This is a genomic window from Streptomyces sp. NPDC047981 (assembly GCF_040653315.1).
GTDB lineage: Bacteria > Actinomycetota > Actinomycetes > Streptomycetales > Streptomycetaceae > Streptomyces.
Map to the genome: position 1 here is coordinate 1 of NZ_JBEZNQ010000045.1, position 26,813 is coordinate 26,813.

A 26,813-nucleotide genomic window follows, 5' to 3' on the forward strand; every position below is an offset into this window, starting at 1 on the left:
CGTACGCCGAGCTGAAGCGGCTCATGGTCGAGGGCGGCATACCCGCCGACAAGATCGCCTTCGTCCAGGACGCCAAGAAGTCCGGCAAGCCCGAGGCGACGCGCGGCCCGGCCGGCAGCGGCTGGCCCGCCAGGAGCAGCCCCGCGTCGACGAGCTCGGTGACCGTGTCGACGCGGATGACGCCGGCCTGCCGGAGCAGTTCGGAGACGGTGGCGTACGGGATCCGGGTGACCGGCACCCGGTGTCCCGGTGGGGCGCTCCCGCTGTGCCGCGCGCCCCTGACCACGACGACGGGCTTGACCGCGGCCGTGCGCCGGGCCAGCCGGGTGAACTTCCGCGGGTTCCCGATCGACTCCAGGTAGAGGAGGACGACGTCCGTCTCCGGGTCGTCGTACCAGTACTGAAGGAAGTCGTTTCCTGAGACGTCCGCGCGGTTGCCCGCCGAGATGAAGCTGGAGATCCCCGCGCCGTGCCGGTGCAGTCCGGCGAGGAGGGCGATCCCGATCGCGCCCGACTGAGTGAAGAGCCCGATCCGTCCGGCGGCCGGGAGCTGCGGTGCCAGCGAGGCGTTCAGCCGGACGTCGGCCGAGGTGGTGATGATCCCGAAGGCGTTGGGGCCGATGATCCGCATGCCGTACGAGCGGGCCTGCCGTACCAGTTCCCGCTGCCGGTCCCGGCCCTCGCCCGACCCGGTCTCCGCGTACCCGGCCGAGAGGACGACGAGGCCCCGCACCCCGTGCTCTCCGCAGTCGGCGACCGCTTCCGGCACCCGCTCGGCGGGGACGGCCAGGATCGCGAGGTCCACCGGTTCGCCGATGTCCCCGAGGGAACGGAAGGCCGGCACTCCGTCGATCGTGCCGGGCTCCTCGGTGAGCGCGCGGTTCACCGCGTACGTCCGTCCGGTGAAGCCGCCGTCGAGGAGGTTGCGCAGGACCGTCCGGCCGACCCCGCCGGGGGTGCGGCCGGCTCCGACGACGGCGACCGAGCCGGGGGTGAGGAGGCGCTGCACCGAGCGGGCCTCCGCCCGCTGTTCCCGCGCGCGCTGCACGGCGAGCGAGCGGTCGGTGGGTTCCAGGTCGAGGTGGAGCCGTACGGAACCGTCCTCGAAGCTCCGCTTCTGGGTGTAGCCGGCGTCCGTGAAGACTTTGATCATCTTGGTGTTGGCGGGCAGCACCTCGGCGGCGAACCGCCGGATGTCCCGCTCGCGCGCCACGGCCGCGATGTGTTCGAGCAGGGCGGAGGCCACGCCGCGACCCTGGTGGGCGTCCTGGACGAGGAAGGCGACCTCGGCCTCGTCGGCCGGCGCGGAGGCGGGCATGCCGCGGTCGTCGATCCGGTCGTACCGCACGGTGGCGATGAACTCGCCGCCGACCGTCGCCGCGAGGCCCACCCGGTCCACGAAGTCGTGGTGGGTGAAGCGGTGCACGTCCTTGGCGGAGAGCCTGGGGTAGGGCGCGAAGAAGCGGTAGTACTTCGACTCGTCCGAGACCTGCTCGTAGAAGCTGACCAGCCGGTCGGCGTCGTCGGCGGTGATGGGCCGGATGCGCGCCGTGCCGCCGTCGCGGAGGACCACGTCCGCTTCCCAGTGGTCGGGGTAGTCGTGTTCCGCTTGCTCCGGCCGTTCCGACGCGCTCTGCATGGGGCAAGCGTACGGCCGGGGTCCGACACGGGCACCGGTCGCGTGGCGCTTGTGCACCATGCAAGGTAGGGAGGACCGTACGGCCCCCCGACAGGGGTCGAAGGTCGGCGACGAGCATCCCGCAACCCGTGAGAGACTGGTCTAGACAACCCGCTTGAGACTTGAAGGGCAACACCATGGCTGAGCGCCGCGTCAACGTCGGTTGGGCCGAGGGCCTGCACGCCCGCCCCGCCTCCATCTTCGTCCGTGCCGCCACGGCCTCCGGCGTCCCCGTGACGATCGCCAAGGCCGATGGCAACCCGGTGAACGCCGCGTCGATGCTCGCGGTGCTCGGTCTGGGCGCGCAGGGCGGCGAGGAGATCGTGCTCGCTTCGGACGCCGACGGCGCCGAGGCCGCGCTCGACCGTCTGGCGAAGCTGGTTGCCGAGGGGCTCGAGGAGCTCCCCGAGACCGTCTGACGGATGCCCGGCCGGACCGAGGGTCCGGCCGCATTCACGGGAAGCCGCACACGCCGCGACGCCGGCGGGTGCGGCTTCTTTCATTCCCTTTTCTCCGGAGCGGCGGGCGAACGCCATCAAAATCCGCGCCGAATTCCGCCGTCTCCGGGCAGCACGAAAAAGCCCCTCGAATTCCCCTCTCTTTGTATACGGCCCGTTCGTTAATTCCGACCGCTCGCGGTGTTGACGACATGTTGCGAAGTCCTCACACGCCCGCGCGGGGGCCGGTCCGGGCGCTTCAGCCGGTGCAGCAGCAGGGAGCGCTCGGCGTGCAGCGCGGTCAGCGCCCGGGCCCGTTCGGCATCTCCGCGCGCCACCGCGTCCACGATCGCGCCGTGCTCCGCCCAGGCCTCGACCGGCTGGGCGGGGGCCTCGACGGCATACATCCAGGCGATCTTGTGGCGCAGCTGGGTGAGCAGGGCGGTGAGCGCGGGGCTGCCCGAGGCCTGGGCCAGGGTCTCGTGGAACCAGCCGCCGAGTGAGCGCAGGTCGTCCCCCTGGCCTCGCCTGGCCCGCTCCTGCCCCAGTCTGACCAGGCCCCGCAGCACCTTGAGGTGGGCCTCGGTGCGGCGCTGCGCGGCCCGGGCCGCGCCGAGCGGTTCGAGGAGCGAGCGCATGTCCAGGAGGTCGGCCGCCTCCTGCTCGGTGGGCTCGGCCACCTGGGCGCCCGCGTGTCGGCGGGTGATCACGAAGCCCTCGGACTCCAGGGTGCGCAGCGCCTCGCGGACCGGGACGCGGGAGACTCCGTACCGACGGGCCAGCTGCTCCTCGGTCAGCCGGCTGCCGCGCTCGAAGACGCCGGTGACGATGTCGTCCCGGATCGCCGTGCACACCGAGTGCGCGGGAATGCGCATGATCGACCTCCGCCTTAATACGCGCGAAACCGGTTGTCCGGCGACTCTATTGCAGCAGGGCGGTATTTCCGACGGCTCCTCGGGAATCATGGATATCTTTTGGTCAGCGAAAAGCCCCGGCTCAGTACGAGCCGGGGCTTTTCTGACGTGCGGTGCGGGTCGGGGGAACGTCCGGTCAGACGTTCACGCCGCGGGCGCGGAGGTACGCGACCGGGTTGATGTCCGAGCCGTACTCGGCGGTGGTGCGGGCCTCGAAGTGGAGGTGCGGACCGGTCGAGTTGCCGGTCGAGCCCGAGATGCCTATCTGCTGGCCCGGGGTGACGGACTGGCCGACGGAGACGCTGATGGCCGAGAGGTGCCCGTACTGGGTGTACGTGCCGTCGTTCATCCGGATCACGATGTTGTTGCCGTACGCGCCGCCCCAGCCGGCCTCGACGACGGTGCCGGAGCCGACGGAGACGACCTTGGTGCCGTACGCGGCGTGGAAGTCGACGCCGGAGTGGCTGCCGGAGGACCAGAGGGAGCCACCGGTCTTGTAGCCGGTCGAGACGTACGAACCGGCCACGGGGAGCTGGAAGGAGTTCAGGCGCTTGCGCTCGGCCTCGCGGGCGGCGCGCTCCTTGGCCTCGCGGATCTCCTTGGCGCGGGCCTCGGCCTTGCGCTTGGCCTCCGCCTTGGCGCGGGCCTCGGCGACGCGCTTGGCCTCGGCCTCGGCTGCCTCGCGCTCCTGCGCGGCGGCCTGGGCGTCGATCTTGTCGGCGAGGGCGTTGTCGGCGGCGACGACCTGGGTCAGGCCGGTGTCCTCAAGGGAGGGGGCTTCCGTGTCGGCGGCGAACGCCGGGGAGGCCAGGGTGCCGATGACACCGGCGGTCGCGAGGGTCGCGACTCCGGCGACGCCCGCGCGGCGGCGCGCCAGTCGGCTCGGACCACGATGCTTCCCGGTGGCACGGGTGAACGCCATGAAGTGGCTGATCCTTTCCTTCCTTCTCGCCTACCGGGTTAGCTGACGGGTTCGGAGCAGGAAGGTCTCCTACGGGCCCCTCCGCACGGATGCGAAGGCGTCCGATTCACCCCAGGGACTTCGTGTGGGTCCCCGGCTCCCCAGGCTCGCGCCTGACGGGGACTCGGCGATGACTGTCCGATGCCGCGGGCGCGGCGGGTGCAACTGGCGAACAGCCGGACCGACGCTATGCGGACCGTCTTTCAATCACCAAACAGACACGCCAGTTTGTAAGACATGCCACAGGACATACGAACACCCTCCCCACCAATACGGACATAGCGGAGGACCCCGACGTAACGTGACGTCGGGGCCCTCCGGTCGCTCCGTTCCGACGGCGGCGCGGAGCTGCCGAGGCGGGGCGTCGACAGCGGCGCACCGCCGCTCGATCAGCCGGTGACGACGGTGACTTCACCGATGCCGAGGGCCCGTACGGGCTCCTCGATCTCGGCCGCGTCGCCCACCAGGACGGTGACGAGCCGGTCCACCGGGAAGGCGTTGACGACGGCGGCCGTCGCCTCGACCGTGCCGGTCTCGGCCAGGCGCGCGTACAACTGCGCCTGGAAGTCGTCCGGGAGGTGCTGCTCGACCTGGTCGGCGAGGGTCGCCGCGACGGAGGCCGCGGTCTCGTACTTGAGCGGTGCCACGCCCACCAGGTTCTGCACGGCCACGTCGCGCTCGGCGTCCGTCAGACCCTCGGCGGCGAGGGTGCGCAGCACCTTCCACAGGTCGTCAAGTGCCGGGACGGTGTTGGGGGTGTCCACGGAGCCGCTGATGGCGAGCATCGAGGCGCCGTGGCCCGCGCCGTCGGAGCGCAGGACCTGACCGAAGGCGCGGACGCCGTAGGTGTAGCCCTTCTCCTCGCGCAGGACGCGGTCCAGGCGGGAGGTGAGCGTGCCGCCGAGGCAGTACGTGCCGAGGACCTGGGCCGGCCAGACGCGGTCGTGCCGGTCGGCGCCGACGCGGCCGATCAGGAGCTGCGTCTGGACGGCGCCCGGCCGGTCGACGATGACCACACGGCCGGTGTCGTCGGCCGTGATCGGCGGCATGGGCCGGGGCTCCGCGCTGTCCCCCGTCCAGGCGCCGAGCGACTCGGCGAGGACCTTGTCCAGGTCCACGTCGGTCAGGTCGCCGACGACCACGGCGGTGGCCGTGGAGGGCCGCAGGTGCTTCTGGAAGAAGGCACGGACGGCGGCGGCGTCGATGGCCGTCACCGTCTCCTCGGTGCCCTGGCGCGGCCGGGACATGCGGGACTCGGCCGGGAAGAGCTCCTTGGAGAGCTGCTTGGCCGCCCGGCGGGCCGGGTTGGCCGTCTCGTGCGGGATCTCGTCGAGCCTGTTGCGCACCAGGCGCTCGACCTCGGTCTCGAGGAACGCCGGCGCGATCAGGGCCTCGGAGAGCAGCCCGAGCGCCTTGGGGAGCCGGGAGACGGGAACCTCCAGGGAGACCCGTACGCCCGGGTGGTCCGCGTGCGCGTCGAGCGTGGCACCGCAGCGCTCCAGCTCGGCGGCGAACTCCTCGGCGGTGTGCTGGTCGGTGCCCTCGGAGAGGGCACGGGCCATGATCGTGGCGACGCCGTCGAGACCCGCGGGCTCGGCCTCCAGCGGGGCGTCGAAGAAGATCTCGACGGCCACGACCTGCTGGCCGGGGCGGTGGCAGCGCAGGACGGTCATGCCGTTGTCCAGCGCGCCGCGGTCGGGGGCGGGGAAGGCCCAGGGCTTGGCCGCGCCCGGCTGGGGCTGCGGATGGAACGTCATGCTCGTCAAAGACGCGGCAGCGTCGGTCACTGGTCCGCTCCCTCTTCCTCGTCGCTGTCGCTCTGCTCGTCGTCGCTCTGGTCGTCGCCGACGGGTTCGTAGACCAGCACCGCGCGGTTGTCCGGGCGCAGTCGGGCGGCGGCGACCTCCCGCACCTCCTCGGCGGTGACGTCCAGGACCCGGTTGACGGCCGTCAGGGCGAGCTGCGGGTCGCCGAACAGGACCGCGAAGCGGCACAGTTCGTCGGCGCGGCCCGCGACCGTGCCGAGCCGGTCCAGCCACTCGCGCTCCAACTGGGCCTGGGCGCGCTCCATCTCCTCGGGCGTCGGGCCCTCGGCGGCGAAGCGGGCCAGCTCCTCGTCGACGGCCGCCTCGATCTCGGGCACCTCGACGCCGCCGGAGGTCTTGACGTCCAGCCAGCCCAGCGAGGGCGCGCCGGCCAGGCGCAGCAGGCCGAAGCCCGCGGCCACGGCCGTGCGGTCGCGGCGCACAAGGCGGTTGTGGAGCCGTGAGGACTCGCCACCACCGAGGACGGTGAGGGCGAGGTCCGCGGCGTCGCACGCGCGCGTGCCGTCGTGCGGGAGGCGGTAGGCCGCCATCAGCGCACGGGCCGGGACCTCCTCCTCGACGACCTCGCGCAGCTGCTCCCCGATGGTGTCGGGCAGGGTGCCGTCGCGCGGGGGCAGCTTGCCGTCGTGGGACGGGATGGAGCCGAAGTACTTCTCGATCCAGGCCAGCGTCTGCGCCGGGTCGATGTCGCCGACGACCGACAGGACCGCGTTGTTCGGCGCGTAGTACGTACGGAAGAAGGTCCGCGCGTCCTCCAGCGTCGCCGCGTCCAGGTCGGCCATGGAGCCGATCGGGGTGTGGTGGTACGGGTGGCCGCCGGGGTAGGCGAGGGCGGTCAGCTTCTCGAAGGCCGTGCCGTAGGGCACGTTGTCGTACCGCTGACGGCGCTCGTTCTTGACGACGTCCCGCTGGTTCTCCATGGACTCGTCGTCCAGGGCGGCGAGCAGGGAGCCCATGCGGTCGGCCTCCAGCCAGAGCGCGAGCTCCAGCTGGTGCGTGGGCATGGTCTCGAAGTAGTTGGTGCGCTCGAAGCTCGTCGTGCCGTTGAGCGAGCCGCCGGCACCCTGCACCAGCTCGAAGTGGCCGTTGCCCTTGACCTGCTGGGAGCCCTGGAACATCAGGTGCTCGAAGAGGTGGGCGAGGCCGGTGCGGCCCGCGACCTCGTGGCGGGAGCCGACGTCGTACCAGAGGCACACCGCGGCGACCGGGGTCAGGTGGTCCTCGGAGAGCACCACACGCAGGCCGTTGGCCAGCCGGTGCTCGGTCGCTGTCAGGCCGCCGGAGCCGGCCTCTGCCGTGGCCGTGTGACCCATGGGCATGTACGTCCCTTCGATCGCGATATGGAAAAGTCCTGCCACCCTATGCAAGCGCACCGACACCTCGCGAAGTTCCCACAGCTTCCCCGCGTCCCTCTTCCGGGTCGCGGGGGCCTCGCGACGCCGGGTCGTGGGGGCTCGCGACGCCGGGTCGCGGGGGCCTCACGCTTCCGGGTCGCGGGGGCTCGCGGGCGGCCGACGGGCCGTCGTACCCGGGTCGCGGTCCACGTTGTCGGTGGGACGGTCCACAATGGTCCGCGTCAGATCAACCTTGTTGGTGAAGGAGCCGCAGCCGCGATGGCCCGCCGCAGCACGAAGACACCGCCGCCGGACGACGCGTTCGAGGAGAGGATCCTCGACATCGACGTCGTCGACGAGATGCAGGGCTCCTTCCTCGAGTACGCGTACTCGGTGATCTACTCCCGCGCGCTGCCGGACGCCCGCGACGGCATGAAGCCGGTGCAGCGCCGCATCGTGTACCAGATGAACGAGATGGGGCTCCGCCCCGAGCGCGGCTATGTGAAGTGCGCCCGTGTCGTCGGCGAGGTCATGGGCAAGCTGCACCCGCACGGCGACGCGTCGATCTACGACGCGATGGTGCGCATGGCCCAGCCGTTCTCCATGCGCCTCCCGCTGGTCGACGGCCACGGCAACTTCGGCTCGCTCGGCAACGACGACCCGCCGGCCGCCATGCGGTACACCGAGTCGAAGATGGCCGCCGCCGCGCTGATGATGACGGAGTCCATCGACGAGGACACCGTCGACTTCACCCCGAACTACGACGGCCAGGAGCAGGAGCCGGTCGCGCTGCCCGCCGCGTACCCGAACCTGCTGGTCAACGGCGCCTCCGGGATCGCCGTCGGCATGGCGACGAACATGCCCCCGCACAATCTGGGCGAGGTCATCGCGGCCGCCCGGCACCTGATCCGCCATCCGAACGCGGACCTCGAGGCGCTCATGCGCTTCGTGCCCGGCCCCGACCTGCCCACCGGCGGCCGGATCGTCGGCCTGTCCGGCATCAAGGACGCGTACGAGAACGGCCGCGGCACGTTCAAGATCCGCGCCACCACGACCGTGGAGAACGTGACGGCGCGACGGAAGGGCATCGTCGTCACCGAGCTGCCCTTCACGGTCGGCCCCGAGAAGGTCATCTCCAAGATCAAGGACCTGGTCGGCTCCAAGAAGCTCCAGGGCATCGCCGACGTCAAGGACCTCACCGACCGCAGCCACGGCCTGCGCCTGGTCATCGAGGTCAAGAACGGCTTCGTGCCGGAGGCGGTCCTGGAGCAGCTCTACAAGCTGACGCCGATGGAGGAGTCCTTCGGCATCAACAACGTGGCGCTGGTCGACGGCCAGCCGCTCACGCTGGGCCTCAAGGAGCTCCTGGAGGTCTACCTCGACCACCGCTTCAACGTCGTGCGCCGGCGCTCCGAGTTCCGCCGGGGCAAGAAGCGCGACCGGCTGCACCTGGTCGAGGGCCTGCTCGTCGCGCTGCTCGACATCGACGAGGTCATCCGCCTCATCCGCTCCAGCGAGAACTCGGCGCAGGCGAAGGAGCGGCTGATCGAGCGCTTCTCGCTGAGCGAGGTCCAGACGCAGTACATCCTCGACACCCCGCTGCGCCGGCTGACCAAGTTCGACCGGATCGAGCTGGAGACCGAGCGCGACCGGCTCAACGGCGAGATCGACGAGCTGACCGGGATCCTGGAGTCCGACAACGAGCTGCGCAAGCTGGTCTCCGCCGAACTGGCGGCGGTGGCGAAGAAGTTCGGCACCGACCGGCGGACGGTCCTGCTGGAGTCGGCGGGCGCCCCGGTCGCGGCCGTGTCCCTGCAGGTCGCCGACGACCCCTGCCGGGTGCTGCTGTCCTCCACGGGCCTGCTGGCGCGTACGGCGACGGCGGAGGTTCCGGCTCCCGGCGAGGACGCCAAGCGGGCGAAGCACGACGTGATCGTCTCGGCGGTCCCGGCGACACAGCGCGGCGACGTCGGCGCGGTGACCTCGGCCGGCCGGCTGCTGCGGCTCGCCGTGATCGACCTGCCCCAGCTGCCGGACACGGCCGCCGCGCCGAACCTGGCGGGCGGGGCGCCCCTGGCCGAGTTCCTGACCCTGGAGGACGACGAGACGGTGGTCTGCCTGACCACGCTCGACGAGTCCTCGCCGGGCCTGGCGCTCGGCACGCTGCAGGGCGTGGTCAAGCGCGTGGTCCCGGACTATCCGGCGAACAAGGACGAGCTCGAGGTCATCACCCTCAAGGAGGGTGACCGGATCGTCGGCGCGACCGAGCTGCGGACGGGCGAGGAGGACCTGGTCTTCGTCACCTCGGACGCCCAGCTGCTGCGCTACCAGGCCTCGCAGGTACGGCCCCAGGGCCGGCCGGCGGGCGGCATGGCGGGCATCAAGCTGGCGGACGGCGCCGAGGTGCTCTCGTTCACGGCGGTGGACCCGGCCGTGGACGCGGTGGTCTTCACGGTCGCGGGCTCCACGGGCACGCTGGACTCCGGTGCCGGTACGTCGGCGAAGCTGACCCCGTTCGACCAGTACCCCCGCAAGGGCAGGGCGACCGGTGGTGTGCGCTGCCAGCGGTTCCTGAAGGGCGAGGACGTGCTGATCCTGGCCTGGGCGGGCGCGACCCCGGCCTACGCCGCACAGGACAACGGCATGCCGGTGGAGCTGCCCGAGGTCGACCCGCGCCGCGACGGCTCGGGCACCCCGCTGCCGAAGCCGGTCACGGTGGTGGCGGGCCCGGCGAGCTAGAGGGCCTGGGCCGCGTCGCCCGGCTCGTCCGGATCGTTCTCCTGTACGTACCGCAGGACGCCCCACATGCTGTGCTCGTCGGGGGCGTCCTGCGGGCCGTTCACACGGCAGCCGTCGAGGGCCTTGCGCAGAGCGCCGGCGTCGATGCCGGAGCCGATGAGGACGAGTTCGGTGAGCCGCTCCTGCCCGGCCGTCCACGGCTCGGGGTAGAAGCGCAGGAACCTGCCGACGGCGTGCACGGCGTAGCGGTTGGCGGGGTCGGCGGCGCCGAAGTCGAGGAAGCCCTTGATGCGGTAGAGGCCCTCGGGCCGCGAGTCGAGGAACTCCATGAGCCGGCGCGGGTGGAGCGCGGTGCCGGAGGACAGGGAAAGGGTCTCGTAGGCGGCGTGCGGATGGTCGTGCGCGTCGTCGTCCCCGTACAGCAGGTCCTCGATCGACATCTGGCCCTCGATCTCGCCCTCGGGCACGACCCGGTCGAAGAGGAGTTCCGGGTCGACCCGGCCGTGCGCGGCGCGGACCACGGCCGCGCGCCCGGCGAGCCCGGCGACGGCCTCGTGCACGGAGGCGAGTTCCGCCTCGCTCACCCGGTCGGCCTTGTTGACGACGACGAGGTCGGCGAGGGCCAGGTGCCGGTCGGTCTCGGGGTGCGTGGCCCGCGTCCGCGCGAACTCGGCGGCGTCGACGACCTGCACGAGCCCGCCGTACACGACCCGCTCGTTCTCGCTGGCGAGCACCATCCGCACCAGCTCCTGGGGCTCGGCAAGACCGCTCGCCTCGATGACGATCACGTCGAGACGGGTCTCGGGGCGGGTGAGCACCTCCAGGTACTCGTCCAGTTCGCTGGCGTCGACGGCACAGCACAGGCAGCCGTTGCCGAGGGAGACCGTGGAGCCGACCTGACCGGCCACGGTCATGGCGTCGATCCCGATGTCCCCGAAGTCGTTGACCATTACACCGATCCGGGTCCCCCGGGCGCTGCGCAGCAGATGGTTGAGCAGCGTCGTCTTGCCCGACCCGAGGAACCCGGAGAGAACGACGACGGGAATCTGCTGGCTGGTCAAGGGAACCCCTCCGGCGAAACACGACACACCAAAGCCCCCAGAATAGGCATGCGCCTGCCTTGTCGGCTCACTCCGCATCAGCCCGTGGCGGGGAGCCGCCGCGGCCCGGAGCCCGCAGCCGCCGACGGAGCCCTACGCCCGGCGGGCCGACCCGCACCTCTGCCATCCGAGTCGCACGGGTGGTGCGGGTGGGAACCCCAGCCCGGCCGAAGGCCGGGCGCACCCCCACCGGCCCACGGCCGTACCCCGGGCCCGCACCCGCACTCACACCACCCACACCGCACCCGCCGCCCGCCCCAGGGCCCCGCACATTTCCGGTCCCCGCCCCCACCCCCGTACCGTTCCTGCCATGACCCCCGCACGGACCACCCCCGCGCCTCACCCCGCGCCGCGCCCCGCGCGACGCAGGCGTCTCGGCTGGCCGCGGCGGGTCTTCGCCCAGGTCCTGCTGATGCAGCTGGCCATCGCCACCGGCGTCACCGTGCTCGCCACCGGCCTCTTCCTCGCGCCGCTGAGCGACCAGCTCGACGACCAGGCCATGCGGCGCGCCCTCGCCATCGCCGAGACCACCGCCTCCCCCGAGGTCGCGACCGCCCTACGAACCACCGCCCCCTCCACCGCGGGCCCGGTGCAGCGCGAGGCCGAGCGGATCCGGCAGGCCACGGGGGCCGAGTACGTCGTGATCATGGACACCCGAGGCGTGCGCTGGTCCCACACCGACCCCACCCAGATCGGCAAGGTCGTCTCCACGGACCCCAGCGCCGCGCTCGCGGGGCGCGAGGTCATGGAGATCGACAACGGCACCCTGGGCCGCTCCGCGCGCGGCAAGGCTCCTCTCCGGGACACGAACGGCGCCATCGTCGGTGCCGTCTCCGTCGGCATCGAGTACGACAGCGTCCACGACCGGCTCCTCGGGGCGATCCCCGGACTCCTCGCGTACGCGGGCGGAGCCCTGGCGGCCGGTGCCCTGGCCGCGTACCTGATCTCCCGCAGGCTCCAGCGGCAGACCCACGACCTGGCGTTCTCGGACATCTCCGCGCTCCTCGCCGAGCGTGAGGCCATGCTGCACGGCATCCGCGAGGGTGTTGTCGCGCTCGACCGCACCGGGCGCGTCCGGCTCCTGAACGACGAGGCCCAGCGGCTGCTCGGCATAGGCCCCGAAGCGACCGGGCGTCCCCTGGAGGAGGCGCTCGGTCCGGGCCGAACGGCCGACGTTCTGGCCGGCCGGGTCACCGGCGAGGACCTGGTGACCGTCCGAGGCCACCGTGTGCTGATCGCCAACCGGATGCCGACGGACGACGGTGGCGCCGTCGCGACCCTCCGCGACCGCACCGAGCTGGAGCGCCTCGGCCGGGAGCTGGACTCCACCCGGGGCCTGATCGACGCTCTGCGCGCCCAGGACCACGAGCACGCCAACCGGCTGCACACCCTCCTCGGCCTGCTGGAGCTGGAGATGCACGACGAGGCGGTCGAGTTCGTCACCGAGGTCGTCGGCGTCCACCGGGCCACCGCCGAGCAGGTCACGGAGAAGGTGCACGACCCGCTCCTCGCCGCGCTCCTGGTGGGCAAGGCCACCGTCGCCGCCGAGCGGGGCGTCTCGCTGCGGATCTCGGCCGACTCGCTCCTCCCCGACCGGCTGGTCGACCCCCGTGAGCTGGTCACGGTCGTCGGCAATCTCGTCGACAACGCCCTGGACGCCGCCGCGGGCACCGCCCACGCGCGCGTGGAGATCGCGCTGCGGGCCGAGGGCCGTACGGCCGTCCTGCGGGTCACCGACAGCGGGCCCGGTGTGCCGGACGACCGGCGCGAGCTGATCTTCACGGAGGGCTGGACCACCAAGGAGCTGCCCTCCCACGGCAAGCGGGGCCTGGGCCTCGCCCTGGTGCGCCGGCTCGCCGAGCGCCGGGGCGGCAGCGCCCGGGTCGGCACGGGCCCGGACGGCGGCGGCGCCGAGTTCACGGTCGTCCTCCCGGAGGCCCTGAGCGACGAGGAGCCCACGGAGTCGGTGGCAGGGACGGAGCCGGCTCCGGCAGACCCGGCCGACCCGACAGACCGTGCCGCCGTGGGAGAGCCCCGATGATCGACGTACTGGTCGTGGACGACGACACTCGCGTGGCGCGGATCAACGCGGCGTACGTGGCGAAGGTGCCCGGCTTCCGGGTCGTCGCCAGCGCCCACTCCACGGCCGAGGCGCTCGCCCGGCTGAGCGAGGTCCCGGTCGACCTGATCCTGCTCGACCACTATCTGCCGGACGAGAACGGGCTCGCGGTCGTACGGGAGCTGCGCCGCCTCGGCCACCAGACCGACGTGATCATGGTCACGGCCGCACGTGACGTGGCGACCGTCCAGGCGGCGATGCGCCACGGCGCGCTGCAGTACCTGGTCAAGCCCTTCTCCTTCGCCGGGCTGCGTACCAAGCTGGAGGCGTACGCGACCCTCCGCGACACCCTCGAACGCGGCGGCGAGGCCGAACAGGCCGAGGTCGACCGGATCTTCGGCACGCTCTCGGCGGGCACGGTGGAGCCGGACCTGCCCAAGGGCCACTCCCCCACCACGGCGGAGTTGGTGCGCCAGGTGCTGCTGGCCGCCGACGGGGCCCTGTCCGCGCAGGAGATCGCCGAGCGGGCGGGGGTGAGCCGGCAGACCGCCCAGCGCTATCTCAAGCTGCTCGAACGGGCGGACCGGGTGCGGCTCTCGCTGAAGTACGGCGAGACGGGCCGCCCCGAGCACCGGTACGTGTGGGTGAAGGCGACGGGCTGAGCCCGGCGCACCGCCCCGCGCGTCTCAGACCGCCCCCGCGCCGGTGAGCGCCCTGACCTCGGTCTCCGCGTGCTTGGCCGCGTCCGGCGGTTCGGTGGAGGTGACGGTGCCGATCCAGCCCGCCAGGAAGCCGAGCGGGATGGAGACCAGGCCCGGGTTCTGGAGCGGGAAGAGCTGGAAGTCCACGCCGGGGAAGAGCGCCTCCGGGCTGCCGGAGACGACCGGGGAGAGGAGCACGAGCAGCATCGCCGGAACGAGCCCTCCGTACACCGACCAGACGGCGCCCCGCGTGGTGAAGTTCCGCCAGAACAGCGAGTAGAGCAGCACCGGCAGGTTGGCCGAGGCGGCGACCGCGAAGGCGAGACCGACCAGGAAGGCCACGTTGAGGTCGCGGGCGAGCAGGCCGAGCCCGATCGCTGCCGCGCCGATCCCGGCCGCGGCCATCCGCGCCACGGTCACCTCGCTGTACCGTTTCGCCCGCGCGCGTCTGCGGCGCAGCGTCGCGTACAGGTCGTGGGCGACGGAGGCGGACGAGGCGAGCGTGATGCCGGCGACGACGGCCAGGATGGTGGCGAAGGCGATGGCGGCGACGATCGCGAACAGCACCGTGCCCCCGGTCGATCCGGCTCCTCCGCCGAGGTCGAGGGCGAGCAGCGGTACGGCCGTGTTACCTGCGGCGTTGGAGGCGCGGACGGCGTCAGGCCCGATGATCGCGGCGGCGCCGAATCCAAGGACGATCGTCATGAGGTAGAAGCCACCGATGAGTCCGATGGCCCAGACGACCGAACGGCGGGCGGCCCGCGCGGTCGGCACGGTGTAGAACCGGGACAGGATGTGCGGCAGACCGGCGGTGCCCAGGACGAGGGCGAGTCCGAGGCTGATGAAGTCCAGCCGGGCGGTCCATTCGCCGCCGTAGCGCAGGCCCGGCGCGAGGAAGTCCCGTCCGTGTCCGCTGCGTTCGGCGGCGGTGGCGAGCAGCTGGTTGAAGTCGCCGTGGAAGCGGAGCAGTACCAGCACGGTCAGGGCGATGGTGCCGGCGATGAGCAGGACGGCCTTGACGATCTGGATCCAGGTGGTGGCCCGCATGCCGCCGAGCGACACGTAGATCACCATGAGCGCGCCGACGCCGATGACGGTCCAGGAGCGGGCGGCCTCGCTGGTGCCGCCGAGGAGGAGGGCGACCAGGCTGCCCGCCCCGACCATCTGGGCCACCAGATAGAGCACGGAGACCGTGACGGAGGACGTTCCGGCGGCGATCCGGACGGGGCGCTCCGCCATCCGGGCCGCGACCACGTCGGCGAGCGTGAACCGTCCGCAGTTGCGCACCAGTTCGGCCACCAGGAGGAGCACGACCAGCCAGGCGACGAGGAATCCGACGGAGTACAGCATGCCGTCGTACCCGAAGAGCGCGATCAGGCCCGAGATGCCGAGGAAGGAGGCGGCGGACATGTAGTCGCCGGCGATGGCGAAACCGTTCTCCATGGGCGAGAAGAGCCGCCCCCCGGCGTAGAACTCCTCGGCGGAACCATGCCGGTTCCGGCTCACCCAGGTCGTGATCCCGAGGGTCACGGCGACGAACGCGCTGAACAGCAGCAGCGCGAGCATCTGATGGTCGTTGGTCACCCCTGCACTCCCCGCGTCTCGTCGAACACCGTCCAGCGCAGCTCCAGGGCGGCCCGGTCCCGCCGCAGCCGGGCGTGCCGGGCGTAGGCCCAGGTCAGTAGGAAGGTGGTGAGGAACTGCCCGAGCCCGGCGAGCATGGCCACGTTGACCATCCCGATCACGGGCCGGGCCATCAGCCCGGGCGCCGCCGTCGCCGCCACGACATAGGCGAGGTACCAGAGGAGAAAGGCGAGCGCCGCCGGGATCACGAACCGCCGGTATCGGCTGCGCACTTCCTGGAATGCCGGACTGCGCTGGACCTCCAGATAGATGGCGGCCGTGCGCCGGTCGGAGCTGCGCGCCTCCCCGTGCCCGGAGCCACGCGCCGCCCCGTGCTCGGCCCCGCGCGTCGTCCGGTGATCGGACCCAGGTGTCGGACCATGCGCGGAGCCATGCAGCGAGCCGTGCGCGGAGCCTGCCCCCGAACCGTGGGTGATGTCCCACCCCGAACCGTGCTCCGCCTGCTGTCGCGGTACGGCCCCGGCCGCCGGATCGGCGGTCGCGTCCTCGCCGGCCGCCGCCTCCGCGCCGGCCGACTCGCCCCAGCCGGAGGCGAGTGCGTCGTACCAGGGGTCGTCGATCCGCACCGCCGGCACGCCCGGCCCTTCGTCCTTCTCCACCGCTGAACTCTCCTTGTCAGCGAACCGTTTCGGCCGCGTGCCCAAGGATGGACAGAGCGGGAAGATCCAGGACTCTTCTCCCTCCTCTCTTCACCCCATCAGGTGATGGATTCTCCTGGTGGTGCGACGAGCCCGTGCCGATATGCGTACCGGACCGCCTGCACTCGGTCGCGGACTCCGGTCTTGGCGAAGAGGTTGTTGATATGGGTCTTCACCGTGGCGGTGGAGATGTTCAGCCGCGCACCGATCTCCTGGTTGGAGAGGCCGTCAGCGACCAGGACGAGCACCTCCGCCTCGCGGTCGGTGAGCCCGTCGGGCAAGGCGGCCGCTTGCCGCCTCGGCCGGCCTCGCGGTGGGTCGCCGACGGGCCTGCGACGCCGATCGGGCTCGACCATCAGCTCTTCCAGGAGCCGCCGTTGGACGGCGGGAGCCAGTCCGGCGCGCCCGTCGAGCACATCGTGCACCGCGCGCACGATCTCCTCCCCTCCGGCGTCCTTGGTGAGGTAGCCCCGCGCGCCGGCCCTGAGCGCCGGGAAGAGGGAGTCGTCGTCGGCGTACGTGGTGAGGACCACCACCTCGGTGCCAGGGTGCTCGGCGCGAATCCTCCGGGTCGCCTCGACGCCGTCGCAGCGCGGCATCCGGAGGTCCATCAGCACCACGTCGGGGGCCAGTTCGGCGGTCAGCGCGACGGCCTCCTCGCCGTCCTTGGCCGCTCCGACCACCTCGATGCCGGGCAACAGCCCCAGCACGAGCACGATGCCCTCCCTGACCATGGACTGGTCGTCGGCGACGATCACCCGAGCGACCCCACGGCCCTCGGACCGGTTCCCGAGCCCGCTCATGCCGGCACCCTCAGCCGCACCGCGAAACCGTCGCCCTCGGGTCCCGCGTCCAGCGACCCGCCGAGGAGTTCGGCGCGCTCCCGCATGCCCAGCAGCCCATAGCCGGACCCCGAGGCGCTCAGTCCCGCTCCCTCGACCACACCGGGCGCTCCGGCCACTCCGGCTGCGCCCAGCGACCCGCCGGCCGCGCCCGAGTCCCGTATCTCCAGGGCCACTTCACCCGTCTCGTAGGCCAGGAGCAGGCGAGTCCTGGCCCCCGGAGCGTGCTTGCGGACGTTGGTGAGAGCTTCCTGCGCCACTCTCCGTACGGCCTGGGAGGCTTCCGCGGGCAACTGCCGACGGGCACCGGTCACGTGCACCTCGGCCCGGTCCTCCCGCGCGAGCTCCCGCAGATAGTCCTCGACGGGCACCATGTCGCCGCGGAGCGCGGAGAGGGCCTGCCGGGTCTCGGCGAGTCCCTCCCGGGCCATGGAGCGGGCCGCGACCACCCGCTCCAGGATCGTCTCGCGCTCGGCCCCGGCCTCGATCTGGAGTCGGGCGGCCTCCAGGTGCACCATCTGCGCGGAGAGGCTGTGCGCCAGGACGTCATGGATCTCGCGCGCGATCCTGGCCCGCTCGGCCAGGGCAGCGGAGGCCGCCTCTGCCTCGCGTGCGACGCGCTCCTGGGCGAGCAGTCGGAACCCGGCGCCCCGCGCCTCGGCATCCAGGCGGACGGTGTACCCGGTGAGCAGGACGGCGGCGGTCGTGACCGCGGCGCCGACGATCCCGGTCTCGTCGGCGTCGACGAACCCCCCGGAGAGCAGCAGCACGGTGGCCAGGGCCACGGGCATCGGCAGTCGCTGCATGGCGGCGATGGACACGACGATCCAGAGCAGGGTCGCGGGGACGTGCGCTCCCGCGAGGTGCGCCGCGAGGCCGAGGCCGGCGACGGCCCCGAGCAGGCCGACGGAGGGCAGGAGCCGGTTGGCGAGGGTCGTCCGGTGGTAGCCGCAGAGCGCGGCCACCGCAAGGCCGAGGCCCAGCGGTGGGAGGATCCCGTACCCACCGGGGAAGACGCCCGAGAGATAGGCGCTGACCACGGTCCACCCACTGACCGCGGTGAACATGATTCCGTCGATCACAAGGCGGCCGCGTGGCACACCCACCCGAGTCAGCGCCTCGGGCACGGGCCACACGAGCCATCGCCCGGTCGACTTGTCGCTCTTCACATCCGTCCCCCTCCGTCACTTCGATGTTACGGAGCGGAGGCGGGGCTGTGATCGGCTCAGGGGTGGAGCTTTGCAGCTCCACCCCTGGGTGGACGGCCGACTACGCGTCGATGCGCGAACGGTCGAGCGTCGCCGCCGAGCTGGTGATGAACTCCTTGCGGGGCGCCACGTCATTGCCCATGAGGAGGTCGAAGACCTGCTCGGCCGAGTCCAGGTCGCCGATGTTGATCCGGCGCAGGGTCCGGTGGCGCGGATCCATGGTGGTCTCCGCCAGCTGGTCGGCGTCCATCTCGCCGAGGCCCTTGTAGCGCTGGATGGCGTCCTTGAAGCGGACCCCCTTGCGCTGGAACTCGAGCAGGGTCTGGCGCAGCTCGTTGTCCGAATAGGTGTAGACGTACTTGTCCTGGCCCTTCTTGGGCTGGACGAGCTCGATCCGGTGCAGCGGCGGAACGGCGGCGAAGACGCGGCCCGCCTCGACCATCGGCCGCATGTAGCGCTGGAAGAGGGTCAGCAGCAGGCACCGGATGTGCGCGCCGTCGACGTCGGCGTCGACGAGGAGCACGATCTTGCCGTACCGGGCCGCGTCGATGTCGAAGGTGCGGCCCGAGCCGGCTCCTATGACCTGGATGATCGCCCCGCACTCGGCGTTCTTGAGCATGTCCGAGACGGAGGACTTCTGGACGTTGAGGATCTTGCCGCGGATCGGCAGCAGGGCCTGGAACTCACTGTTCCGCGCGAGCTTGGCGGTGCCGAGCGCGGAGTCTCCCTCGACGATGAAGAGCTCGCTGCGCTCGACGTCGTCGCTGCGGCAGTCGGCGAGCTTCGCCGGCAGGGAGGAGGATTCCAGCGCGGTCTTCCTGCGCTGCGCCTCCTTGTGCTGGCGGGCCGCGATCCGGGTCCTGGCGGCCGCTACGGCCTTCTCCAGGACGGCCCGGGCCTGGGCCTTGTCGTCACGCTTGGTGGACGTGAGGAAGGCCTTGAGCTCCTTGGCGACCACGTTGGCGACGATCCGGCGGGCCGCCGAGGTGCCGAGCACCTCCTTGGTCTGGCCCTCGAACTGCGGCTCGGCCAGCCGGACGGTCACGACGGCCGTGAGGCCCTCGAGGGCGTCGTCCTTGACGATGTCGTCCTCGGCGACGCGCAGCATCTTCGCGGAGCGCAGGACCTCGTTGACGGTTTTGGTGACGGCCTGGTCGAAGCCCGAGACATGGGTGCCGCCCTTGGGGGTGGCGATGATGTTCACGAACGACCGGACGGTGCTGTCGTAGCCGGTGCCCCAGCGCAGGGCGACATCGACGCCCAGCTCGCGGGTGACCTCGGTCGGCGTCATGTGGCCGCGGTCGTCGAGGACCGGGACGGTCTCCTTGAAGGTGCCCTGGCCGGTCAGCCGGAGCACGTCGCAGACGGCCTTGTCCTGGGCGAGGAACTCGCAGAACTCGCTGATGCCGCCGTCGAAGCGGAACGTCTCCTCGCTCTTGCCCACACCCTCCAGGTCGCGCTCGTCGCGGACGACGATGGTCAGACCGGGGACCAGGAAGGCGGTCTGCCGGGCGCGCTGGTGCAGGTGCTCCAGGGAGAGCTTGGCGTCCTTGAGGAAGATCTGGCGGTCCGCCCAGTACCGGATGCGGGTGCCGGTGCGGGTCTTGGGGACGCGCTTGCCCTTGAGGAGGCCGTTGGACGGGTCGAAGGGGCTGTCGGGGCCCTGCTCGGTGAAGATGCCGGGGACCCCCCGGCGGAAGCTGATCGCGTGCGTCGCGCTGCTCCGGTCGACCTCGACGTCGAGCCGGGCCGAGAGCGCGTTCACCACGGACGCGCCGACGCCGTGCAGACCGCCGGAGGCCGCGTACGAGCCACCGCCGAACTTTCCGCCGGCGTGGAGCTTCGTCATGACGACCTCGACGCCGGAGAGCCCGGTCTTCGGCTCGATGTCGACCGGGATGCCCCGGCCGTTGTCGCGCACCTCGACGGAGCCGTCGTCGTGGAGGATCACGTCGATGTGGTCGCAGTAGCCGCCGAGGGCTTCGTCGACCGAGTTGTCGATGATCTCCCAGAGGCAGTGCATCAGGCCGCGGCTGTCGGTGGACCCGATGTACATACCGGGGCGCTTGCGGACGGCTTCGAGCCCTTCGAGTACGAGCAGGTGCCGAGCGGTGTAGTTGGAACCGTCACGGTCTGCGGTCAGCAGCGCACTGGACGGCACGGACGTCTCGGCGGTCACGCGGTTCGCTCCTCGCTGAATTTGAAAACTGGCCCGGTGGGGTAAGGCCCGGCGTCATTCACCGGTCAGAGGGTACCGATGCCTGGTAGAGCCGTTGTCACGCCACCCTCCTGATTTCTCATGCTAGTGCAGAGTCGCATGGGTGTTCGATCCCTCGAAGGGGTGACGCGAACATCACGTTCCCTTCCAGGCATGAACCATTTAGGCTCCGGGCACGTCCTCATGAACAACCGGCAACCCAGCCGGGAGGACGAAACCGAGACAAGCAATGCGAAATCCGTAGAGCGAAGCAATACGGCTCATTCGCCGCCAACCGGCAGCAGACAGCCACCTCGGGAAGAAGTTTCGAGGAAAAGCCACGAGCGGGAACGTTTTCGGCCTGGTTGGATGTTGACCCTGGTACGACAGCTCGTCGAGCTAGAGAAGAGGCGACGTGACTACTGTTCTGACCCCCGCGAGCCCCCTGACGGCCGCTGACCGCTGCGACCGCTGCGGCGCCCAGGCGTACCTGCGCGTCGTCCTGACAAGCGGCGGTGACTTGCTCTTCTGCGCCCACCACGGTCGCAAGTTCGAGCCGGAACTCAAGAAGATCGCCGCGGAAATACAGGATGAGACCGACCGGCTCACCGATGTGCCGGCCAAGGCAGTAGACGAGGACCGCTGACGCCTCGCATCCACGACGAGCCATGGGCCGGTCTCCGACCGGCCGACGGGCGGCCACCCCCGCACCCAGGGGGGTGGCCGCCCGTTCTGGCGTCCAGGGCCCTGACGCCCGAGACTCAGAAGTTCTCCGGCAGCACCGTCGAGACGCGCGTGTAGACGCCCGGGTTCTCGGGCTGCCCGCAGCCGCTCCCCCAGGACACAAGACCGATGAGCCGCCCCGCGGCCACGAGCGGCCCGCCGCTGTCCCCCTGGCAGGCGTCCCGGCCCCCCTGAGGATCACCGGCGCACAGCATCGTGCCGGGCCGGTACGCGGCCCCGAAGCCGCCCGGGTAGGCCCGCTCGCACGACGCGTCGGGCAGCACCTGGACGCGCGCGGAGCGCAGGGCTGAGGCGTAGGTCCCGTTTCCCGTGGTGTCCCCCCAGCCGTACACGTCCGCCGCCGTGCCGGGCCTCTCGGCCGCGTCCCCGGGGACGGCGGTCCTGATCACGTACGACTGCGGCAGCGCGGTCGCCAGCGTCAGGACGGCGAGATCGTTGGTGTTGGCCGTCGGGTCGTAGTCCGGACTGATCCAGGTACCGGAGACACGGATCTCGTGGCCACCCTGGCCGTACAGGGCGCTCCGGCCCGCGATCACCTTGAAGTCGGGCAGCTGCGACGGCTCCCCTCCCAGGACGTCCCTGCCCAGGCAGTGGGCCGCGGTCAGCACCTTGGTCGGCGCCACGACCACTCCCCCGCAGAACTGCCCCGCCCGCATACCCCCGAACCGGTCACGGCTGGAGAGCGCCACGGCCCACGGAGCGTCCGCAGCCTCGGCGGGCTGTCCGCCCACCACGACGCTGTCGGCGGCTGCGGGGGCGACGGCGGCGAACGGACCGGCCGCAGTCGAGATCAGGCCCAGGGCAGCGGTCACTGCTCGGGCGATGGGGCGACGCATAGAGCCTCCTGACTCTCCGGTGATGTCGGTTCACCCAGCGTCGTTCAGGCTTTCCCGCCGTGCACCCGCGCAATGCCGAAGGGCCCGGCCCCCTTTCGGGGAACCGGGCCCTCCAGTTCGAACGTTCGCCGACCGGTCGACCGGGTCGCGGACTAGTCGAGGTAGTCGCGCAGCACCTGGGAACGGGACGGGTGGCGCAGCTTCGACATGGTCTTCGACTCGATCTGGCGGATGCGCTCACGCGTCACGCCGTAGACCTTGCCGATCTCGTCCAGCGTCTTCGGCTGGCCGTCGGTGAGACCGAAGCGCATGGAGACCACGCCGGCCTCACGCTCGGAGAGCGTGTCGAGGACGGAGTGCAGCTGCTCCTGGAGGAGCGTGAAGCTGACCGCGTCGGCCGGGACGACCGCCTCGGAGTCCTCGATCAGGTCGCCGAACTCGCTGTCGCCGTCCTCACCCAGCGGCGTGTGGAGGGAGATCGGCTCGCGACCGTACTTCTGGACCTCGATGACCTTCTCCGGGGTCATGTCGAGCTCCTTGGCCAGCTCCTCCGGGGTGGGCTCGCGGCCCAGGTCCTGGAGCATCTGGCGCTGGACGCGCGCGAGCTTGTTGATGACCTCGACCATGTGCACCGGGATACGGATGGTGCGGGCCTGGTCGGCCATGGCGCGGGTGATCGCCTGACGGATCCACCAGGTGGCGTACGTGGAGAACTTGTAGCCCTTGGTGTAGTCGAACTTCTCGACGGCGCGGATCAGACCCAGGTTGCCCTCCTGGATCAGGTCCAGGAAGAGCATGCCGCGGCCGGTGTAGCGCTTGGCCAGCGAGACCACCAGGCGGAGGTTGGCCTCCAGGAGGTGGTTCTTGGCGCGGCGGCCGTCCTCGGCGATGATCTCCAGCTCACGCTTGAGCTTGGGCGCCAGCTTGTCGGAGTTGGCCAGCTTGTCCTCGGCGAACAGACCGGCCTCGATGCGCTTGGCGAGTTCGACCTCCTGCTCGGCGTTGAGCAGCGGGACCTTGCCGATCTGCTTGAGGTAGTCCTTGACCGGGTCGGCGGTGGCACCCGCGACGGCGACCTGCTGCGCCGGAGCGTCGTCCTCGTCCTCGTCGGACAGGACGAAGCCCTTGTTCTCGCCCTCGGCCTCTTCGTCCTCGCCCTTGCCGGGCGCGACGTCGTCGAGCAGCTCCTCGCCCTCGATGGCCTCGTCGGCGTCCTTCTTGGCGGCGGTCTTCTTGGCCGTCGTCTTCTTGGCGACGGTCTTCTTCGCCACCGTCTTCTTGGCGGCGGTCTTCTTGGCGGCCGCCTTCTTGGCCGGCGCTCCGGCCTCGTCGGCCGGGTCTGCGCCCTCTGCCGCCGGGGCCGCCGACGCGGCCGCGACGGGCTTCGTCACGGTCGTCTTGGCGGTGACGGTCTTGGTGGCGGTGCGCTTGGCCGGGCTCTTCGCTGCGACGCTCTTGCGGGCGCGCTTCGGCGACTCCGCTGCACTGACCATCAGCGTCACACCCTCTTCCTCGAGGATCTGGTTGAGGCTGCGCAGAACATTCTTCCACTGGGTTGGCGGAATCTGGTCAGCCTCGAAGGCCCGACGCACGTCATCGCCGGCGATCTGCCCATCAGCCTTTCCCCGCTCGATGAGCGCCATCACAGACTCGGACTCGGCGATCTCCGGCGGGAGCGTACGGGATGTGCTGGCCGACACGAACAACCTCTCGGAACGATGGAAAACGGCTTCCGGCTCCGCCCGGGATCGGGCCGGAGCCGACGACCGTCGACGGGGAATGTGCCGACGGCGCGGGCTGGACCGGGGAACTGCACAGCGCCTGAGACGGCTGCTGTATTCCTTCCTCGGCTGTCACCTCTTAGGTCATCGCACGGCTTCGAGGAGTGTTACGCCCAATCCGCGTGGCCCGAGTCACACCCCATGTGCGACGAAAGCGGCCAGAACGGACGTTCGTCGCACATTCGCGCCACCGGAGCCCCCGCGGCCCCGGATCTCACCATGATCCCCGGGTTCCGCACGGCTCCGGTGGCACGCGGTGCGTACGCCTCGCGCGCCAGGCCGCGGCCCGCTGGTCAGTGCTCGCGCGGAGCCGGCACGACGCGCTCCACCTCGGGGTGGACCGTGAGCAGCTGGCGCATGGCCGCCTCGGCCCCCTGGGCGTCGCCGGTGGCGAGGCAGTCGACGATACGGGCGTGGTGCGTCAGGCAGGACTCACCGGGGCGGTCACAGCCGGTGACCGGACCGCCGGAGACCTGGAGGGCGGCGGCGACGATGCCGGAGAGGTGCTCCAGCATGCGGTTCCCGGCGAGCTGGATGAGCAGGGAGTGGAACTCGGCGTCGGCCCGGGAGAAGGTGATGCCGTCCCCCTGCGCGTAGGCGTGGCTCATGATCTCGACCATGTCGGAGAGCCGCTGCTGGACGTCCTCACGGCCATGACCTGCGGCGAGGCGTGCGGCGAGGGGTTCGATCGTCCAGCGCAGCTCGTTCAGCTCGCGACGCTGGTCGTCGCGCTGCGGGCCGAAGGCGCGCCACTCGATGATGTCGGGGTCCAGCAGGTTCCAGTCGCTGACGGGCCTGACCCGGGTGCCGACGTTGGGGCGGGCGCTGACCAGGCCCTTGGCCTCCAGCACGCGCAGCGATTCCCGTACGACCGTGCGGGAGACCTCGAAGCGCTGGCCGATCTCCTCCGGAACGAGCGGGCGGTCCGCGCCGAGGTCGCCGGAGACGATCATCTGGCCCAGCTGCTGGACGAGCTGGCCGTGGAGTCCACGCCCACGGCTGCCGGCGCTGCGACGACCGACCCGGCCGAGGTCCGTCTCCACCCCTTCCCAGGAGGGCGGACCCCCGCGCTCGGCGACGGGCGCCTCCGCGTACGGGTATCGATCGAGATCGCCCGGGGCGCCGAGGCCGGAGTCGACGGGACGGGCGGCGGTCATCATGGTGTGCGCAAGGGTACTCACGCATCCTTTGTCGGCGTTGCCCTCGTGACCCTTGAGGTCTTTGGTGAAAAGCACACGAAAGGGTGATCGGCACCCCCTACACAATTGACGATTATTCGGACATAGCCGGGCATTTCTAAGTGAGTTGCCAGGGAAACGGAATCATTCGATCCGCACGTGATCACCAACGCGCCTTGCGGTGAAGGCCGGTGATCACGTACGCGCAGAGCAGTGCGGTCAACGCCAACGCGAGCGCCACCCCCACGGGCTGCGCGACCACCCGCAGCGCGCCGAGCAGCCAGCGGTCGGCCGCCACCGGCCACTCCATGCTGACGAATTCCCTCAGCCGCCCCGGGAGTCCGGCGATCGACCGGCCCGCACGGCCCGAGGTCGTCCGGCTCAGCAGCGGGGCCACCACGACAGGCACTGCGAGCACCGCGGCCACTCCCGCCGCCGCCACCCTGAAGACCCCGGCACCGAGCACCCCCGCCCAGGCGCAGCCGACGAGGAGACCGAGCCAACTCGCACACAGAGTCGGCCAGTTTTTCGGTACGGGAATCAACTCACCGCCGTAGACGAGGCGCAGCGCCTCCAGGTCGGCCACCACGACCAGGACCGCGAGGACCAGGGCGGTGGCCGCCGCGACCGCGAGCTTCGCGAGGAGCAGCCCCAGCCTGCGCGGAACGACTCCCCGGCCGGTCGTGAGCGCCGGGTAGCGGTATTCGTCACCGAACGAGAAGGCGCCGAGCAGCCCCGCCCCGAGGGCGGCGGGGGGCAGCGGCGAGAGGGCGGGCCAGCCGGCGAGCACGGTCGGCATGGGTGTCCGGCCACTGCGCGCGAGGAGCAGCGAGATCACCACGGAGGCGACCAGGACCGCCGCCACGACGAGGGGTGTCGCCGGAACGCCGAGCAGTCTGCGGATCTCGTACCGCAGCGGACGCAACGGCGAACGGGCCGGCCGCCGGCGCTCCGCCGGCCGCGGGTCCGCCGAGCCGGGGTCCGGCTGCCGCGACTCCGCCGCGTCGGTGTCGCCGGGCTGATCGTGGCCGACGTCGACAGGGGCCGTGTCGCCCACCTCGTCGGTCAGCCGGTGGATGAGGACGCCGTGCCGGAAGGCGGTCTCACCGACGGCGGCGCAGTCACTGCCGTAGACGGACAGGTGGTTGCCCCGCTCGGCGATCACTTCGACCGTACGGCGCGCTGCCCGTGCCTCCTGGGTGACAGCTGCCGCGAGACGCGCGGCGTGCGGCGTGCGTACCGCCACGCGCGGCCGGAGCCGGGTGTGCGCGAAGTCCGCGGCGGCCTGGGCCGCGACGAGCCGCCCCTTGTCGAGGGTCACGATCCGGTCGGCATGGCGGGCCGCGTCCTTGGGGTCCTCCGTCGTGTAGAGGACGGTGCCGCCCTCGGCGGTGTGGGCGCGCAGCAGTTCGTGCAGCCAGGCTCGTTCGCGTACGGAGAGCCCCGCACCGGGCTCGTCGAGCAGCAGCGTGTGCGGGTCGCCCAACAGGGCCGAGGCGAGGCCGAGTCGGCGGTCCATGCCCCGGGAGAGCCGTCCGATGCGCTGGTCGCGCAGGCCCGCGAGTCCCACGTACTCCAGCATCTCGTCGGCTCTGGACGCGGGGACCCCCGCCGCGGCGCTCAGTATCCGCAACTGGCTGCGCAGAGTCCGCGAGGGATGTCCGGGAACGTCGCCGAACAGCACCCCCACCTCGCCCGCGGGGTGGGCGATGCGCTGCAGCGGGCGGCCGCGGAAGTAGGTGACCCCTCGGCCGGGCTCGAGTTCGAGCATCAGCCGAAGCGCGGTGGTCTTCCCGGCTCCGGCGGGGCCGACAAGGGCGGTGACCTGACCGGGTGGTGCGTCGAAGGTGAGATCGTCGACGGCGGGCGGGCGGTCGCGGCGGGGGCTGCTGGTGAGTCCGATGGCCTGGAGCATCGCTTCTCTCGCGGTAGGTGAGACCGCTCCGCGGCTGGGCGGCTACCGAAGCAAGATAACGCTATATTTCGGACTTTTGGC

20 protein-coding genes and 1 riboswitch are annotated in these 26,813 nt (G+C 71.4%); of the genes, 5 read left to right on the forward strand and 15 right to left on the reverse strand.

Annotation, left to right across the window (positions count from 1 at the left end; all coding sequences use genetic code 11):
• Positions 1-1,639 (reverse strand): GNAT family N-acetyltransferase (locus AB0E14_RS24815; RefSeq protein WP_362422059.1); only part of this gene is annotated, 1,639 nt, incomplete at its 3' end.
• A gap of 176 nt (positions 1,640-1,815) precedes the next feature.
• On the opposite strand from AB0E14_RS24815, the gene AB0E14_RS24820 reads away from it, so the two are divergent.
• The gene (locus AB0E14_RS24820; RefSeq protein WP_030118648.1) at positions 1,816-2,097 is read left to right on the forward strand and encodes an HPr family phosphocarrier protein; all 282 of its coding nucleotides are present in this window, start codon (positions 1,816-1,818) and stop codon (positions 2,095-2,097) included.
• Between the two features lie 200 nt (positions 2,098-2,297).
• On the opposite strand, the gene AB0E14_RS24825 is transcribed toward AB0E14_RS24820, so the two are convergent.
• The 4 genes from AB0E14_RS24825 to AB0E14_RS24840 form a co-directional block, all read right to left on the reverse strand.
• Positions 2,298-2,990, reverse strand: a complete 693-nt coding sequence (locus AB0E14_RS24825) for a GntR family transcriptional regulator (RefSeq protein WP_362422063.1) — start codon at positions 2,988-2,990, stop codon at positions 2,298-2,300.
• A 175-nt stretch (positions 2,991-3,165) separates the two neighbouring features.
• Positions 3,166-3,951, reverse strand: a complete 786-nt coding sequence (locus tag AB0E14_RS24830; RefSeq protein ID WP_362422066.1) for a M23 family metallopeptidase — start codon at positions 3,949-3,951, stop codon at positions 3,166-3,168.
• A gap of 12 nt (positions 3,952-3,963) precedes the next feature.
• A riboswitch (cyclic di-AMP (ydaO/yuaA leader) is annotated at positions 3,964-4,130 on the reverse strand.
• Between the two features lie 249 nt (positions 4,131-4,379).
• Positions 4,380-5,747, reverse strand: a complete 1,368-nt coding sequence (locus AB0E14_RS24835) for a pitrilysin family protein (protein ID WP_362422191.1) — start codon at positions 5,745-5,747, stop codon at positions 4,380-4,382.
• 26 nt (positions 5,748-5,773) lie between these two features.
• The gene (locus AB0E14_RS24840) at positions 5,774-7,135 is read right to left on the reverse strand and encodes a pitrilysin family protein (RefSeq protein WP_362422069.1); all 1,362 of its coding nucleotides are present in this window, start codon (positions 7,133-7,135) and stop codon (positions 5,774-5,776) included.
• Between the two features lie 294 nt (positions 7,136-7,429).
• On the opposite strand from AB0E14_RS24840, the gene AB0E14_RS24845 reads away from it, so the two are divergent.
• Complete coding sequence (locus AB0E14_RS24845; RefSeq protein WP_362422071.1) at positions 7,430-9,889, forward strand: DNA topoisomerase IV subunit A; 2,460 nt, start codon at positions 7,430-7,432, stop codon at positions 9,887-9,889.
• On the opposite strand, the gene AB0E14_RS24850 is transcribed toward AB0E14_RS24845, so the two are convergent.
• Positions 9,886-10,950: a GTP-binding protein gene (locus tag AB0E14_RS24850; RefSeq protein ID WP_362422074.1), complete on the reverse strand. Its 1,065-nt coding sequence runs from the start codon at positions 10,948-10,950 to the stop codon at positions 9,886-9,888. The two genes, AB0E14_RS24845 and AB0E14_RS24850, sit on opposite strands and share 4 nt — an antisense overlap.
• Before the next feature lie 349 nt (positions 10,951-11,299).
• Here AB0E14_RS24850 and AB0E14_RS24855 point away from each other — a divergent pair, with 349 nt between their 5' ends.
• Positions 11,300-13,030, forward strand: a complete 1,731-nt coding sequence (locus AB0E14_RS24855; protein ID WP_362422076.1) for a sensor histidine kinase — start codon at positions 11,300-11,302, stop codon at positions 13,028-13,030.
• Complete coding sequence (locus tag AB0E14_RS24860) at positions 13,027-13,710, forward strand: response regulator (protein ID WP_362422080.1); 684 nt, start codon at positions 13,027-13,029, stop codon at positions 13,708-13,710. Before AB0E14_RS24855 ends, AB0E14_RS24860 begins: the two co-directional genes overlap by 4 nt.
• Before the next feature lie 24 nt (positions 13,711-13,734).
• Here the strand turns inward: AB0E14_RS24860 and AB0E14_RS24865 are convergent, their stop codons facing one another.
• From AB0E14_RS24865 to AB0E14_RS24885, 5 genes are all read right to left on the reverse strand, one after another.
• The gene (locus AB0E14_RS24865; protein WP_362422083.1) at positions 13,735-15,333 is read right to left on the reverse strand and encodes a cation acetate symporter; all 1,599 of its coding nucleotides are present in this window, start codon (positions 15,331-15,333) and stop codon (positions 13,735-13,737) included.
• Positions 15,330-15,992, reverse strand: a complete 663-nt coding sequence (locus AB0E14_RS24870; protein ID WP_362422086.1) for a DUF485 domain-containing protein — start codon at positions 15,990-15,992, stop codon at positions 15,330-15,332. Before AB0E14_RS24870 ends, AB0E14_RS24865 begins: the two co-directional genes overlap by 4 nt.
• Positions 15,993-16,090: 98 nt before the next feature.
• Entirely contained in the window at positions 16,091-16,834 is a 744-nt protein-coding gene (locus AB0E14_RS24875) for a response regulator transcription factor (RefSeq protein WP_362422089.1), read from the reverse strand.
• Positions 16,831-17,940 (reverse strand): histidine kinase, encoded by a 1,110-nt coding sequence (locus AB0E14_RS24880; protein ID WP_362422092.1) that lies wholly within the window; start codon positions 17,938-17,940, stop codon positions 16,831-16,833. Before AB0E14_RS24880 ends, AB0E14_RS24875 begins: the two co-directional genes overlap by 4 nt.
• Positions 17,941-18,142: 202 nt before the next feature.
• Positions 18,143-20,260 carry a DNA topoisomerase IV subunit B gene (locus AB0E14_RS24885; protein WP_362422095.1) on the reverse strand — a complete coding sequence of 706 codons (2,118 nt, stop codon included), beginning with the start codon at positions 20,258-20,260 and terminating at the stop codon, positions 18,143-18,145.
• Positions 20,261-20,693: 433 nt separating this feature from the next.
• Between AB0E14_RS24885 and AB0E14_RS24890 the strand changes: the two genes are divergently transcribed.
• Positions 20,694-20,924 carry a hypothetical protein gene (locus AB0E14_RS24890; protein ID WP_137992866.1) on the forward strand — a complete coding sequence of 77 codons (231 nt, stop codon included), beginning with the start codon at positions 20,694-20,696 and terminating at the stop codon, positions 20,922-20,924.
• 115 nt (positions 20,925-21,039) lie between these two features.
• On the opposite strand, the gene AB0E14_RS24895 is transcribed toward AB0E14_RS24890, so the two are convergent.
• The 4 genes from AB0E14_RS24895 to AB0E14_RS24910 all read right to left on the reverse strand — a co-directional run bounded on the left by AB0E14_RS24895 (position 21,040) and on the right by AB0E14_RS24910 (position 26,732).
• A complete protein-coding gene (locus tag AB0E14_RS24895; protein ID WP_362422099.1) occupies positions 21,040-21,858 on the reverse strand; it encodes a serine protease in 819 nt (272 codons plus the stop codon).
• A 152-nt stretch (positions 21,859-22,010) separates the two neighbouring features.
• Complete coding sequence (locus AB0E14_RS24900) at positions 22,011-23,558, reverse strand: RNA polymerase sigma factor (RefSeq protein WP_362422102.1); 1,548 nt, start codon at positions 23,556-23,558, stop codon at positions 22,011-22,013.
• A 374-nt stretch (positions 23,559-23,932) separates the two neighbouring features.
• The gene (locus tag AB0E14_RS24905; RefSeq protein WP_362422105.1) at positions 23,933-24,820 is read right to left on the reverse strand and encodes a FadR/GntR family transcriptional regulator; all 888 of its coding nucleotides are present in this window, start codon (positions 24,818-24,820) and stop codon (positions 23,933-23,935) included.
• Between the two features lie 160 nt (positions 24,821-24,980).
• Complete coding sequence (locus AB0E14_RS24910; RefSeq protein ID WP_362422108.1) at positions 24,981-26,732, reverse strand: ATP-binding cassette domain-containing protein; 1,752 nt, start codon at positions 26,730-26,732, stop codon at positions 24,981-24,983.
• Positions 26,733-26,813: the final 81 nt, after the last annotated feature.

What these genes read in the sequence shown, in the direction of transcription:
- AB0E14_RS24825 (WP_362422063.1), bottom strand. Translation starts at nt 2,990, where the DNA reads ATGCGCATTCCCGCGCACTCGGTGTGCACGGCGATCCGGGACGACATC.
- AB0E14_RS24855 (WP_362422076.1), top strand. Translation starts at nt 11,300, where the DNA reads ATGACCCCCGCACGGACCACCCCCGCGCCTCACCCCGCGCCGCGCCCC.
- AB0E14_RS24875 (WP_362422089.1), bottom strand. Translation starts at nt 16,834, where the DNA reads ATGAGCGGGCTCGGGAACCGGTCCGAGGGCCGTGGGGTCGCTCGGGTG.
- AB0E14_RS24835 (WP_362422191.1), bottom strand. Translation starts at nt 5,747, where the DNA reads ATGACGTTCCATCCGCAGCCCCAGCCGGGCGCGGCCAAGCCCTGGGCC.
- AB0E14_RS24910 (WP_362422108.1), bottom strand. Translation starts at nt 26,732, where the DNA reads ATGCTCCAGGCCATCGGACTCACCAGCAGCCCCCGCCGCGACCGCCCG.
- AB0E14_RS24830 (WP_362422066.1), bottom strand. Translation starts at nt 3,951, where the DNA reads ATGGCGTTCACCCGTGCCACCGGGAAGCATCGTGGTCCGAGCCGACTG.
- AB0E14_RS24860 (WP_362422080.1), top strand. Translation starts at nt 13,027, where the DNA reads ATGATCGACGTACTGGTCGTGGACGACGACACTCGCGTGGCGCGGATC.
- AB0E14_RS24880 (WP_362422092.1), bottom strand. Translation starts at nt 17,940, where the DNA reads ATGTTCACCGCGGTCAGTGGGTGGACCGTGGTCAGCGCCTATCTCTCG.
- AB0E14_RS24820 (WP_030118648.1), top strand. Translation starts at nt 1,816, where the DNA reads ATGGCTGAGCGCCGCGTCAACGTCGGTTGGGCCGAGGGCCTGCACGCC.
- AB0E14_RS24895 (WP_362422099.1), bottom strand. Translation starts at nt 21,858, where the DNA reads ATGCGTCGCCCCATCGCCCGAGCAGTGACCGCTGCCCTGGGCCTGATC.
- AB0E14_RS24845 (WP_362422071.1), top strand. Translation starts at nt 7,430, where the DNA reads ATGGCCCGCCGCAGCACGAAGACACCGCCGCCGGACGACGCGTTCGAG.
- AB0E14_RS24840 (WP_362422069.1), bottom strand. Translation starts at nt 7,135, where the DNA reads ATGCCCATGGGTCACACGGCCACGGCAGAGGCCGGCTCCGGCGGCCTG.